The organism is Pelotomaculum propionicicum, from assembly GCF_048984525.1.
Classification (GTDB): domain Bacteria; phylum Bacillota; class Desulfotomaculia; order Desulfotomaculales; family Pelotomaculaceae; genus Syntrophopropionicum; species Syntrophopropionicum propionicicum_A.
Genome location: NZ_JBMGJC010000003.1, coordinates 125800 through 138528, shown reverse-complemented (window position 1 = coordinate 138528; position 12729 = coordinate 125800). Strand labels below are relative to the sequence as shown.

Sequence of the window (12729 nt, the reverse complement as noted above, 5' to 3'; positions counted from 1 at the left end):
TAACCTCCTTTTATATTTAGTCTTTCTATTCCCTGGCCCGGTTTGTAACGGCGCCCAGGGCCAGCACTGCCAGGCCTGTGAAGATTAGGATGGCAGCGCCTCCGCCCCCCGCGCCCGCCCGCGGCGAAATGGCTGGCGGCGCGGATGCTAATGGTATAATCCAGGGAAAAACATACGCCTGGACAAGTGCAATTACTCCCATGTACGCAGTGATTAAAATACTGTACGGCAGCGTAAAACGGAACAGGTCCCCCTCGCGGCCGGACAGGCCGGTTGAAGAGGTCCCGACAACAATACTCTGAGGTGAGATCATCTTGCCGGCAACCCCGCCGGTTGCGTTGGTGGCCACGGTAAGGACAGGGTTTATACCCGTTGATTCGGCTGTTACCTTCTGCATGCTGCAGAAAAGAGCATTGGAGGACGTATCGCTGCCGGTAACAAACACTCCCGTCCAGCCCAGAAAGGCCGAGAGAAACGGGAAGGCCATACCTGCTATGGTGAACGCCCTGCCCAAAGCAACCGTCATTCCCGACCAGTTGGCGGCATAAGCAAAGCCAAGCACGCAAGCTATTGTCAGCAGGGCGTGGCGCAGGGTCTTAAGTGTCTCCCAAAATATAGCAAAGAAATTCCGGGGGCTAACCCTGAGCAGGGCCGCGCTGATCGCCGCCGCCGCCAGGATAGACGTCCCGGTGGCGGAAAGCCAGTTAAAGTTATATACTGCCGCGACTGGTCCTCCGTCCGCGATAATCAAATTATTGAGGCCGCCGAAAACTATCTTGATATTTACTGTATCCAAAATTGTTTTAACAGGCCTGAGGCCCCAGTCGGTAATCAGGATGGTTAAAACAATAAAAGGAGACCATGCTCTTAATACTGTCCTGCGGCTGTGCCGCCTGGCCCTTAGCGTGGCAGGAGGTTCATCTTTAAATCGCCAGATGTTTTTGGGTTTCCAGAAACGCATGAAAACCACCTGACAAGCTATGGAAAACAGAGATGACAGAATAGCGGGGAGCATCGGGTTTAAATAGTTGGAAGAAATAAAAAGCATGGCTGCAAAGGAAACGCCGCATACCAATACAGCAGGCCATACTTCCTTAACACCCTTCCAGCCCGAGATAATCATCACCAGCAAAAAAGGTTCCAATACAGAAAGGAATGGCAGCTGGCGGCCGGCCATCTGGCTTATCGCCATGGCGTCAATGCCGGTGACCGCACCCGCTGTGATCACAGGTGTGCCGACGCCCCCGAAGACCACCGGGGCGGCGTTTGCCACCAGGCAGATACCCGCGGCATAGATAGGGTTAAAACCCAGTCCCGCCAGCATGGCGGAAGTGATCGCTACAGGAGTGCCGAAGCCAGCAGCGCCTTCAATAAAAGCGCCAAAGGAAGATGCTATCAGCAGCGCCTGCAGGCGGCGATCGTCGGTAATAGCGGCGATGGAGTCCTTTATTATTTCAAATTGTCCCGTCTTAACGGTAAGATTATATAAAAATACCGCGGTCACAACTATCCAGCCGATGGGGAAAAGGCCGTAAAGAGCGCCGTATAGTACAGACTGCAGCACATATCGGGCCGGCATGCTGAAAACCAGCGATGCTATCAGCGCAGCCAGTATTAACGTGATCAGTCCGGAAACGTGGCCTTTTAAACGCAGTACGGCCAGGGCGATAAAAAGGGAAATAATCGGCACGGCGGCGACCAGTGCGGACAGGCCCAGGTTTCCAAGCGGGTTGACTACCTGTGTCCAGGCCAAGGCAATCCCTCCTCCGCTCCCAAACAAATTGACAGGATTAAACTGGGTCTAAAAACTTATAATTAAAATACGTTAATTTAGAAAAAACCGGCTCTCTTTTAAGAAAAGCCGGCCTCTATAACTTTACACTGTGACAAGGAATTTTTAACATCGATTATCCTCTGGTTGCGGGAGCCTCTGAAGGGGAGCTCAAAATCCCTTTCCTCTTTTATGAAAGGCCCGTCCACAACATAGTCGGACACCAGGAGAAGTTCTTTAATACCCTGGTCCTCTGGCAGGAGAACCTGCAGCTTTTCCCATGTGTATCCCGTATATGTGATTATGTCCAGCCCCAGCGCTTTAATCTGCCCGCCGAGCCAGGCCAGCGGCCGGGCCTGAAGGAACGGTTCACCGCCGGAAAAGGTAACTCCCTTGATCAGTTTTTCTTTCCTGACCTGCTCCAGCAGGTCTTCAACATTAACCGGGACGCCGCCCAGCGGATCCCAGGTATCCGGGTTGTGACAGTCTTTACAGTGGTGGCGGCAGCCCTGGGCGAATATTACAAACCTCAGTCCCGGTCCGTCAACCACACTTTCCCTGGTTGTCCCGGCTATACGGATTTCCATAATCCATCACATCTTTATATTAGTCAGTATATTAGTTAGTAAATCAGTTATATATGCGGCACCCTGTCTTTTAACTCAAACAGTTTACTGTCGTTAAAGCGGTCGGTCGTGCTGAGATAGCCGGTAATCCTGCGCACCCGCCGGATGTTGAAGGAACCGCAGCGCGGGCAGGTATTTTCATTTATTACACCGGTCAGGTTGCAGTTGGTGCAGAAGTCTACCGGGTAGTTGATTCCCCCGTAACCCATGTCGCTGTCACGCATATGCCTGATGATGGCTTCAACCGCGTCAGGGTTTTTCAGCGGGGGCGATGACATCTCCACATAACTTATGTGCCCGGCGTTGCAGAATTTATGGTACGGGCCCTCCAGGCTGATTTTATCGAAGCTGCTGATGGGAAAATCAACCGGGATGTGGAAGGAATTTGTATAATAGTCTTTTGTAGTTACTCCCGGTATCAGGCCGAATTCCCTGCGGTCAAGTTTGACGAAACGCCCGGATAACCCTTCAGCCGGAGTGGCCAGGAAGGTGTAATTCAAATTATATTCTTCGGCGGCCTCGTTAATCTTTTTGAACATAAATCCTACTATTTCCTGCCCCAGGGCCTGAGATTCCTCGTCCTGGCCATGGTGGCGGCCGGTCAGCGCGGTCAGCGCTTCGGCCAGCCCGATGAAACCAACGGAGAGAGTCCCGTGTTTAATGGCCTCCTCGATAGTATCCTCGGGACCCAGGTTTTCCGAATCGAGGTAAAGCTTCTGTCCCATTATAAAAGGCATGTCCTTTACTTTTAGCTGGGACTGCACCCCGTAACGGTGGTAAAGCTGGCGAAAAGCAAGGTCCAATACATCTGAAAGCTTGCGGTAGAAGTCGGCCAGGTCTCGTTCCGCCTTGATGGCCACCCGGGGCAGGTTGATAGTGGTGAACGACAGGTTTCCTCTGCGGTCGGTTACAGCCGGGCCCCTGTTGTTGGCCATAACCCTGGTCCGGCAGCCCATGTATGAAACCTCGGTGCCCCATTCCCTGTTAAAGGAAGAGTCCATGAAGCTGAAAGTGGGGTTCAGCCGCTTGCTGGCGACCTGGATGGCCAGCTTGAACAGGTCGTAATTGGGATCGCCGGGATCCAGGTTAATCCCCTCTTTAACTCTGAATATTATATTGGGGAAGATGGGGTTCTCCCCGTTTCCCAGGCCGGCATCATAAGCCAGCAGCAGGTTTTTTACCACCCGCCGGGCTGACTCTGAAGTCTCGGTCCCCACGTTTAAACTGGAGAATGGTACCTGGGCTCCCGCTCTGCTGTGCATGCTGTTAAGGTTGTGGATAAGTGCTTCCATGGCCTGGTACGTTTCGTGATCAGACACATCTTCCACAAAGGGGGCGATGTCCCGGTCAAAGAAGGCGAAAGACTGCCCTCCGTGCATGTCGTTCTGGGAACTCTGCAGGATAATGGCCGCCAATGACGTGGCTGATATCGGCCGCTTCGGCGGCCTTATATACCCGTGGCCGGTGTTGAACCCCTCGGATAACAGTTTGTTTAAAGGGATCTGGAGGCACGTTAGAGTTTTACCGTAGAAGTCGAGGTCGTGTATATGTATGTCGCCCCTCAGGTGGGCCTGGGATATTTCCTCCGGGATCAGCCGCGTCAAATAATATTTCTTGCTGGCCGCGCTGGCGATCTGAAGCATTTTGGCCGACGGAGAGTTGCTGATATTTGCGTTTTCCCGGTTTGTTTCCTCCAGGATTTCCTCAACCGCGTCCATCAGCTCTCCCTTGGCGTCCCGCATTCTTGTGCGCTTGTCCCTGTAAAGGATATACGCTTTGGCAGTCCTGGCGTGGCCTGCTTCTATAAGCACTTTTTCAACGATGTCCTGGACGTCCTCAACCCCGAATAAATTCCCGTTGTACTTTTTCTTTAGGAGTTTCAGGACCTCGATGGTCAGCTCCATGGCAGTCTGGCGGTCCTCACCGCCTACCGCCCGCGCGGCTTTAAAGACAGCGTCGGTAATTTTGGTTTCGTCAAACGCAACCTCCCTGCCGTCACGCTTCTGGATTGTTTTAAACATTGGTATCCGGTCCCCCTTTTACGATGCCTACCTGCTTTTGAGAAGGTCTGTTAATTCCTGCATAAAACTCTCAGCGTCCCTGAATTCACGGTATACCGAGGCAAAACGGACATAGGCCACCTCATCGAGGCCGCGCAGCTCTTTCATAACAAGTCCGCCGATATACTCGCTCTTCACCTCGGGCAACATTAAATTTCGGAGGTCACGTTCAATATTATCGACGATGGCCTCCAGTTTTTCAGTGGAAACCGGCCTTTTCTGACACGCCTTAATTAAACCGAGCAGAAGTTTTTGCCGGTCGAATGTTTCCCTGCGGCCGTCCTTCTTTACCACTACAAGCAGCAGCCCGTCCACCTTTTCGTAAGTGGTAAAACGCTTGCCGCACCCCCCGCATTCCCTGCGACGCCGGATCGAGTCACCTTCAACGGTGGGCCGGGAGTCCAGCACCCGGCTGTCTGAAAACCTGCAAAAGGGGCATCTCATGTCTTTTCACTCCCCACAAAAGTATCTCAAACAGGGCTTAAATTTGTGCAAATCAACATAAATATAGTGGTATCACAGCTAGTATTATACTATATATTGAAATCCGTTGAAAAAACGTAAAATCCTCGAAAATACGAATGGGAGAGCAGTTAACTCTCCCAAGCTTTACAATGGTTTTCTTTTCACAATTTTAAATTTTTATCCTAAAAACATAACTCATAATTAATAGTTAATCCTAAGCTCATGCTTGGGATCGGTAAAGCTGCTGATCTCTACTAAAATAACGTCCGCGCCTATTTTCATAATCTTTTCCCAGGGGACAATGATTTCTTCTTCCTTGCCGAGAAAGCCAAGGAACTTACCGCTGACCCCCGGCAAAATGATAGAGGTGATACGCCCTTCTTCCAGGTCGATATCAATGTCCTTGATCAGGCCGAGCCGGCGGCCGTCGACCACATTGATTACCTCCCGCGACCGCAGGTCAGATATTTTTACCATTCAAAACACCCCTTTAAAACAACCTTGAGATAATGCATTTAGCTTCCGGCAGGAATTAATTTTTTAGACAGGTCAAGCCTTTCACACGCTGGCGGTGGTCCGGATTAAAAAACTCATTAAATCTATATGCAGATGTTTCCAAAATCTGAACAAAAATTTAAGGCGGCTTTTCAAAGCCGCCTCTTAATTATGTTATATGGTCTAAAAAATATTTTCACGTGATATTGTTTTATTTGTTTTTTAAATATGTTTTTTCATGTGGCCCAGCGCCGCTTTTTCCAAACGGGAGACCTGGGCCTGCGAGATGCCGATCTCTTCGGCTACTTCCATCTGTGTCTTGCCCTCGTAGAAACGAAGCGTCAGGATTAATTTTTCCCGGTCGCTTAACTTTTTCAGCGCATCCCTGATCGCTATTCCCTCAAGCCAGTTTAGGTCCTGGTTTTTTTCATCACTGATCTGGTCCATAACAAAAATGGGGTCGCCTCCATCATGGTAGATGGGCTCGAACAGTGATATCGGTTCCTGGATAGCGTCCAGGGCGAAGACTATTTCTTCCCTGGGCATTTTTAATTCACCGGCAATCTCATTTATGGATGGTTCGCGTGAGTATTTATTAACCAGCGCATCCCTGACCTGAAGGGCTTTATAAGCCACGTCGCGCAGGGAACGGCTGACCCGGATCGGGTTGTTGTCACGCAGATAACGGCGGATTTCTCCTATAATCATCGGAACAGCGTAAGTGGAAAACTTTACGTTTTGTGATAGGTCAAAGTTATCAATGGCCTTCATCAGGCCGATGCAACCCACCTGAAAGAGGTCGTCCACATATTCACCCCGGTTGGTAAACCGCTGGATGACACTGAGCACCAGCCTCAGGTTGCCGTTAATTAATTTGGGGCGGGATGTGGCATCCCCTTTTTGCATGGACTCGAACAAAGCTCGCATCTGGCTTCCTGTCAAAACCGGGAGTTTAGATGTGTTGACACCGCAGATCTCAACTTTGTTCACGAGCATGTACCGACTACCACCTCTCCCGTAAATATTTACTTCGCCATTACAATGACATTATTACCACGGCAAAATTTTATTATACATAGCCGTCTTATTACAAAAGCCATCCGCTTTTGTGGATGGCCTGATTAGATTTACTCCATACGGTGGATTTCCTTCTTCAGCCGCTTGATTATCCTTTTCTCCAGGCGCGATATATATGACTGCGAAATTCCCAGCATATCGGCCACTTCTTTCTGGGTTTTCTCCATCCCGCTGTCCAGCCCGAAGCGGAGCTCCATGATCTTGCGCTCCCTGCCGGACAGCTTCTGCAGCGCCAGGTAAAGGAGCTTTTTATCGACCTCGTCCTCAATTAATTTATAGATAATATCGTTGTCAGTGCCCAGGACATCGGACAGCAGCAGCTCATTCCCGTCCCAGTCAATATTAAGCGGCTCGTCAAAAGATACCTCTGCCCGCGTTTTGTTATTTCTTCTTAAATACATCAGGATTTCGTTTTCAATGCAGCGTGACGCGTAAGTGGCCAGCTTGATTTTTTTGGCCGGGTCGAAAGTATTCACAGCCTTGATTAAACCTATTGTGCCGATAGAAACCAGGTCCTCGATACCTACCCCTGTATTTTCAAATTTACGTGCTATATATACCACCAGGCGGAGGTTCCTTTCAATCAGGACACTCCTGACCGCGCTGTCACCGGATTCCAGCCTCCCGATCAGGAAAGACTCCTCGTCCGTGGTTAAAGGCGGCGGAAGGGCTTCGCTGCTTCCAACATAATATACCCTTGGCCTGTAGCCAAGCCATATTAAAATGCGCAGCAGCGCCAGGCGGACGGCCCACTTTATTTTCATAAACCGGTGCAGTTTCATTAATCTGCCCTCCCGTTCAAACCAGTTCCGGTAATCCTTGATCTTGGGAAAACCTTGTTAACCTTATGTTTTTGTAAATCATGTGCTATATGTTTTAATAACTTTTTAACAGCTATGACACCGGGGTTAAAAGCTCCGAGCTCAGCAGGGCGTTATAGCCGCCGCCGGGGTCCAGGCTCTTGTGGTATATGGCTATGACCACCTTCCCGGTCCTGACAAACTGGCCCTGCCTCTCAATTAAGACTTCATCCGGCCTGAAACCGACCATCAATCCGTTAACGTTGCCCAGGGACTGAAATGGAACTGCGCTGAAGCGCGAAGCTCCGCGGTTTCCGCCCAGGGAGCCTAAAAATCCCCACACGTCCGGCTCTCCTTCCTTATCAAAACACACCTGTACCTCCCTGGGCAGCAGTGGTCTTAAAACAGCGTATTCCACTATAATCACCGGGTGCCTGGTCATGGGGTCTTTCAAGCTGTTGCCGGTATCGAGGAGCGCCTCTGCGTTAACCTGCTCACCGCCGGACCTTATTAAAAGGTTCAATCTAAAAAGTCTATCGAAACTGCCCTTTTTAATTAAGCAGGCTATGCCTTTTCCGGCGACCCAGAGAGCGATCAGCCCCAAAAATATGCCCGGCCAAAAACGTTCGGCCACTACGCTGCCCACACCGTTATAGCTCACAACCCGACCCGAATGGGTAAAAAATATTATACCCAGGGTTAAACCGCCCAGCGCAAAGGAAGCCAGATAAAAACAGCCCAGGCTGACCAGAAAACTTTTTAGTTTAAGCGGGGCAAAGGCAGCCGCTGCGATAATTACTGAAGCCGCACACTTAAACCATACAGACAGCAAAAAAGTTTTCCACGGCATGAATAATGCCAGGGAATAGAATGCTCCCAGCGCGGCGCCGGCGACAATACGCCATTTTTTGGCCGGTATGCGCGCTAGTTTTGCGGCAGCCCACAATATGGCGTAATTCATCACCAGGTTGCCTATAAAGACCTGGTCCAGGTAAACAGTGTATCCCGCCATAAATACAGGCTCCCCTGAGGAAATACTGCCATAAGGGCAAACAGCCCTTACTAACCATTATATTTCCTGATTTAGTCCTTTATTACAGGAAGGTTAAATGATTACATCACTGGTCTTATTATACATTACGCGGGCCTTAAAATTTGTCATGTTGTGTATGTGAAAGTTTTTTTTATTTTATAGCATGCAACAAAAAACTGTGTATTGTGCCAGGCAATTCAGTCGTCAGACGTCAGACGTCGGAAAAAACAAAAACACTTTGAGTTAGATGATTGGAACACTCCTCACATATGTCAGCAGGCTTGTGTCTTAACAAAACATACCATGACAGTGGAATGGGGACACACCAAATGAGACGTGAGTTTTGAGACGTGAGACGTGAGAGTGCATGACAGACCTTTAGGGTTAAGACTCGAAAGGAATACAGAAATCCCACGACTCACGACCCACGACCCACGACTCAATTTATGTCCCCGATCGGGATGGTTGGATCGTTTCTGCAGGGTTGGATCGTTATGTGATGCAGGAAAATGGAGCGGGGATACCTTCCTTTTTCTGCGGCATTTTATCGTTGTATGATACTAGGACACTGGGAAGGCACCAACCGGCGGTTAAAATAATATATATACTATATACTGGTAAGGGTGTGATCATATTGCCAACTAAGGATGAAATCCGACATGATCTCCTGCTGACTATTACCGTCGTGCTGGCCGTTCTCTTCGTCACCGGAATATCGGGCCCTTCTACAACCCCGGGAGAGCCTGTTGTAATTTCCTAGTACCTGGATTATATAATTCTCACCTTTTAAAAAAGGGGGAATCCTGTGTTTTCACCGAATGAACTGGATACTTTGATGGCACGTTTGATATCGCAGATGGGCCTGGGATCAGCGGACATCAATAAAATCCTCTCAGCAAACGGCACTACCGGGAACAGCGGGAACCAGGGCAACCAGAATACAATACCGCATTTTTCTCCACAGAAGGTGCTGGTGATCCTGGGGCTGCTTGGAGGTGTATTGGAGGTTAAGTCTATTTTAATAGACCGGGATCAGTTGGTTGATATACTGTTGGAAGGTTCTTTGAAAAGAAAAACACCGCTGGACAACTGTCTGGATACAATTGGGGCCATGCCCTTTGACGATGTGCTCAAAGCGGTATTGGGGAGGATTTAGAAGCCAGGGACTGGCAAAAAGCCAGTCCCTGTATTATTCTGTATTCCGCTACTTTTTATTTTTCCACATGTAACAACGGGATTTCGGACTCAATGATTTCCCCGATCTTCACACCGGTGACTCCTTCTTCCCGCAGGGCTCCCACTACTTCTTCCGCCATGTCGCAGGAAACTGCCATTAGAAGCCCGCCGGATGTCTGCGGGTCTGCCAGGATCAATTTATCAACCTCATCAATACTCCCGTCCCAGCGCAGCCATTCTTTAAGGTATTCCAGGTTGCGGTACGCGCCTTCAGGTACAATTCCCATCGATGCCAGGGAGCGGACCTGCTCAAGGACGGGTACTTCCTTCAGGTATAAACGGCCGCCGGCCTTGCTGGCCGCAAGCATCTCGTAAAGGTGGCCAAGCAGCCCGAACCCGGTGATATCAGTACAGGCCCTCGCCCCAAATAGGGACATAACCTGTGCCGCCCGGTCATTCAAGGCCGTCATCAGATTTATTGCGGCCCGGCTTGCCGATTTTTCCGCAATTTTGCCTTTCACCGCCGTGTTGATAATTCCTGTTCCCAGCGGTTTTGTTAAAATAAGGGCGTCGCCGGGACGCGCCCCCGCGTTGGTAACCACGCGTTCGGGATGGACTATGCCGGTAACCGCGAGGCCGTACTTGGGCTCATTGTCCTCGATGGTGTGGCCGCCGGCCACGATCGCTCCCGCTTCCTTAACTTTGTCCGCTCCGCCTTTCAGGATCTCAACCAATACATCCATTGGCAGCAATTTGACCGGGAATCCAATAATGTTCAGGACCAGGAGCGGTTTTGCTCCCATGGCGTAAATATCACTGAGGGCATTCGCCGCGGTGATCTGGCCAAATGTATAAGGATCATCGACAACCGGTGTAAAATAGTCCACTGTCTGTACAATTGCTATTTCTTCATTCAGGCGGTAAACCGCCGCGTCATCAGAGGTGGAGGAACCGACCAGCAGGTTGGGATCCTCTTTAATACTTAATTGGCACAGTACCTGTGCCAGGTCCTTGGGACCGATTTTTGCCGCTCAACCGGCTGCACTTGCCATCTCGGTCAGATTACATCCGGCACCATCTGTGAGATGGCAGTTTTTTCCCAGCTGCATTTTATCCTTCCTTCCACATATCTACTGCTTACTTGTTTTGAGGTCCCCTTTCAGGGTCAATAATCTTCTGCTTCCCCCGTACGGGATTCAGGTCTTTCTTGCGGTTTCCCAAAATCTTTGCCTTTTCTGAGGTCGTTTTGAAGCCGGGCATCTGGCACCCTCCTTGAATTTTTATCTTATCTTTGGTGGAGGGCATTTATTTTATACGGAGGCTGCTTGATAATATACACAATTTATACACCACGTCAAATTAACCGTCAAGCAGAAAGGAGAGATTATTAACAAGTTTTATAAATAGTTGAGTATTAATGAATTTATTTAATAGAGAACAGGACGTGTGCCGTGTCATAGCATAAAAAACACCCCTATGAGTGTCCCAATTCCACCATAGGGGGTTCTTATTCACTGTCTATACTCCGGGATCCAGTTTAAAAAGGGGGCTGTCTTTTATCGCCTTCTCAAAAAAGCGGGGATATCCAGATTATCCAGGTTGGAAAACGGCTTGATTTCCAACTCGGTTTTTTGGCGTTCTTTCTTGTATGTCCTGTTTTCAAATCCGGTTGCGATTACTGTTACCCTGACCTCATCTTCCATTTGTTCGTCTATAACCGCTCCGAAAATAATGTTGGCTTCCGGGTCGGCGGCCTGGAAGATAATATCAGCCGCTTCATTTACTTCAAATAATCCCAGGGATGTCCCGCCGGTGATATTTAACAGGACTCCCCTGGCGCCTTCGATGGAGGTCTCCAATAACGGGCTGGATATAGCGCTCCTGGCTGCCTCGGTAGCCCTGTTATCTCCCTTGGCGATGCCGATGCCCATCAAAGCCGATCCGGTGTCTTTCATAATCGTTTTAACATCAGCAAAGTCGAGATTTATTAAACCGGGTACGGCGATAAGGTCTGAGATGCCCTGGACACCCTGGCGCAGGACGTCGTCGGCAATACGAAAGGCTTCAACTATCGATGTTTGTTTTTCAATGACCTGTAAAAGCCGGTCATTTGGAATAGTAATCAGTGTATCAACTCTCGACTTGAGGTTTTCGATCCCAGCCTCAGCCTGGTTGGCCCTCTTGCGCCCTTCAAAAGTAAAAGGCCTGGTTACAACTCCCACCGTGAGCGCGCCCAGTTCCTTGGCCACTTCCGCCACGACGGGAGCCGCCCCGGTCCCGGTGCCGCCGCCCATGCCGGCGGTGACAAAGACCATATCGGAGCCTTTTAAAGCCTGCAGCACCTCATCGCGGTTTTCTTCCGCGGCCTTCTGGCCAATTTCGGGATTACCGCCCGAACCGAGTCCTTTTGTAAGCTTGGTGCCAAGCTGGATCTTGTGATTGGCTTGCGCCAGATAAAGCGCCTGGGCATCGGTGTTAACCGCGATAAACTCCACCCCTTTGAGACCGGCGTTGATCATCCGGTTTACCGCGTTGTTGCCACCTCCCCCGACCCCGATGACCTTAATGTTGGCAAACTGGTCAAGGTCGAGATCAAAATCAAGCATATCTTTGTCCCCCTCCGTTATTTCTGAAAAAAATTTGAAATTATTTCTTGTTTCGAACCGTGTTATGTAACTATTTTAAATTCTTTTTTATTGGTCAACCGGTTATATGCCGGCCGGGAACTGTAAAGTCAAGAACCGTTTATTAAGACTGAATATGCAGTACGCGCTATTTGGCGCCGCAACAGGAAATCTCCCGCCGATACAGGCGTACCGTACTAAACTTTTCTTGTTTTGTTAAGATTCCACATTAAAGACTATTTCCCTTTTTATGATATGATTTTTTTAAAAGATGACGGCGAATTATTGCCAGGTTCTGGAACAACCTTACTCCAAACGCAACTACTGCGGCAAGATAAAGATCTATACCCAATCTCTCACCGGTATATGCCAAACCTGCCGCTAAAAGAGCATTACTGAAGAAACCTGATATAAATATCGAATTGTCAAAATGGTCCTCCATGGCGGCACGGATACCGCCGAAAACAGAGTCTAAAGCCGCCAGTGCCGCGACTGAAAGAAACTTGGCATAAGCCTGAGGCAGCATCAGGGGCAAATTCAACCCAATAACAACCCCTACCGCCAGGCCGAATATACCTAACCACAACCCCAACCACATTTTT

General features: G+C 49.5%; 14 protein-coding genes. 2 read left to right on the top strand and 12 right to left on the bottom strand.

Annotated features, from left to right (window positions below; genetic code table 11):
* Window positions 1–25: 25 nt before the first annotated feature.
* The 8 genes from ACOBQJ_RS04480 to ACOBQJ_RS04445 form a co-directional block, all read right to left on the bottom strand.
* Window positions 26–1753: an L-lactate permease gene (locus ACOBQJ_RS04480; RefSeq protein ID WP_421070532.1), complete on the bottom strand. Its 1728-nt coding sequence runs from the start codon at window positions 1751–1753 to the stop codon at window positions 26–28.
* Window positions 1754–1851: 98 nt separating this feature from the next.
* The gene (gene nrdG, locus ACOBQJ_RS04475) at window positions 1852–2358 is read right to left on the bottom strand and encodes an anaerobic ribonucleoside-triphosphate reductase activating protein (protein WP_421070531.1); all 507 of its coding nucleotides are present in this window, start codon (window positions 2356–2358) and stop codon (window positions 1852–1854) included.
* A 47-nt stretch (window positions 2359–2405) separates the two neighbouring features.
* Window positions 2406–4418 carry an anaerobic ribonucleoside-triphosphate reductase gene (gene nrdD, locus ACOBQJ_RS04470; protein ID WP_421070530.1) on the bottom strand — a complete coding sequence of 671 codons (2013 nt, stop codon included), beginning with the start codon at window positions 4416–4418 and terminating at the stop codon, window positions 2406–2408.
* A gap of 27 nt (window positions 4419–4445) precedes the next feature.
* The gene (gene nrdR / locus ACOBQJ_RS04465; protein ID WP_421070529.1) at window positions 4446–4901 is read right to left on the bottom strand and encodes a transcriptional regulator NrdR; all 456 of its coding nucleotides are present in this window, start codon (window positions 4899–4901) and stop codon (window positions 4446–4448) included.
* 222 nt (window positions 4902–5123) lie between these two features.
* A complete protein-coding gene (locus tag ACOBQJ_RS04460; protein WP_421070528.1) occupies window positions 5124–5399 on the bottom strand; it encodes a YlmC/YmxH family sporulation protein in 276 nt (91 codons plus the stop codon).
* 240 nt (window positions 5400–5639) lie between these two features.
* Window positions 5640–6413, bottom strand: coding sequence for an RNA polymerase sporulation sigma factor SigG (sigG, locus tag ACOBQJ_RS04455; protein ID WP_421070527.1), 774 nt, complete (start codon window positions 6411–6413; stop codon window positions 5640–5642).
* 131 nt (window positions 6414–6544) lie between these two features.
* Entirely contained in the window at window positions 6545–7276 is a 732-nt protein-coding gene (sigE, locus tag ACOBQJ_RS04450; RefSeq protein WP_421070526.1) for an RNA polymerase sporulation sigma factor SigE, read from the bottom strand.
* A gap of 112 nt (window positions 7277–7388) precedes the next feature.
* Window positions 7389–8306 carry a sigma-E processing peptidase SpoIIGA gene (locus ACOBQJ_RS04445; protein WP_421070525.1) on the bottom strand — a complete coding sequence of 306 codons (918 nt, stop codon included), beginning with the start codon at window positions 8304–8306 and terminating at the stop codon, window positions 7389–7391.
* A gap of 655 nt (window positions 8307–8961) precedes the next feature.
* Here ACOBQJ_RS04445 and ACOBQJ_RS04440 point away from each other — a divergent pair.
* Together ACOBQJ_RS04440 and ACOBQJ_RS04435 are read left to right on the top strand one after the other, a co-directional pair.
* Window positions 8962–9087 carry a hypothetical protein gene (locus ACOBQJ_RS04440; protein WP_421070524.1) on the top strand — a complete coding sequence of 42 codons (126 nt, stop codon included), beginning with the start codon at window positions 8962–8964 and terminating at the stop codon, window positions 9085–9087.
* A gap of 45 nt (window positions 9088–9132) precedes the next feature.
* Complete coding sequence (locus ACOBQJ_RS04435; protein WP_421070523.1) at window positions 9133–9483, top strand: hypothetical protein; 351 nt, start codon at window positions 9133–9135, stop codon at window positions 9481–9483.
* A gap of 55 nt (window positions 9484–9538) precedes the next feature.
* Here the strand turns inward: ACOBQJ_RS04435 and selD are convergent, their stop codons facing one another.
* From selD to ACOBQJ_RS04415, 4 genes are all read right to left on the bottom strand, one after another.
* Window positions 9539–10555: a selenide, water dikinase SelD gene (gene selD / locus ACOBQJ_RS04430; protein ID WP_421070666.1), complete on the bottom strand. Its 1017-nt coding sequence runs from the start codon at window positions 10553–10555 to the stop codon at window positions 9539–9541.
* A gap of 85 nt (window positions 10556–10640) precedes the next feature.
* Window positions 10641–10763, bottom strand: a complete 123-nt coding sequence (locus ACOBQJ_RS04425) for a hypothetical protein (RefSeq protein WP_421070522.1) — start codon at window positions 10761–10763, stop codon at window positions 10641–10643.
* A gap of 296 nt (window positions 10764–11059) precedes the next feature.
* Window positions 11060–12109: a cell division protein FtsZ gene (gene ftsZ / locus ACOBQJ_RS04420; protein ID WP_421070521.1), complete on the bottom strand. Its 1050-nt coding sequence runs from the start codon at window positions 12107–12109 to the stop codon at window positions 11060–11062.
* A gap of 247 nt (window positions 12110–12356) precedes the next feature.
* Window positions 12357–12725: a small basic family protein gene (locus ACOBQJ_RS04415; protein WP_421070520.1), complete on the bottom strand. Its 369-nt coding sequence runs from the start codon at window positions 12723–12725 to the stop codon at window positions 12357–12359.
* Window positions 12726–12729: the final 4 nt, after the last annotated feature.